This is a genomic window from Bacillus sp. MM2020_4 (genome assembly GCF_011250555.1).
GTDB lineage: Bacteria > Bacillota > Bacilli > Bacillales > Cytobacillaceae > Neobacillus.
Genome location: NZ_JAANMZ010000151.1, coordinates 1 through 226, shown reverse-complemented (window position 1 = coordinate 226; position 226 = coordinate 1). Strand labels below are relative to the sequence as shown.

At 56.6% G+C, this 226-nt stretch carries 1 rRNA gene; it reads left to right on the top strand.

Going from position 1 to position 226, the window contains the following annotated elements:
* Positions 1-219, top strand: a 16S ribosomal RNA gene (locus G6554_RS25550); the annotation flags it as partial.
* Positions 220-226 lie beyond the last annotated feature (7 nt).

Here is a 226-nt window from a genome sequence, read left to right as displayed (position 1 = left end):
CCTACATGAAGCCGGAATCGCTAGTAATCGCGGATCAGCATGCCGCGGTGAATACGTTCCCGGGCCTTGTACACACCGCCCGTCACACCACGAGAGTTTGTAACACCCGAAGTCGGTGGGGTAACCGTAAGGAGCCAGCCGCCTAAGGTGGGACAGATGATTGGGGTGAAGTCGTAACAAGGTAGCCGTATCGGAAGGTGCGGCTGGATCACCTCCTTTCTAAGGA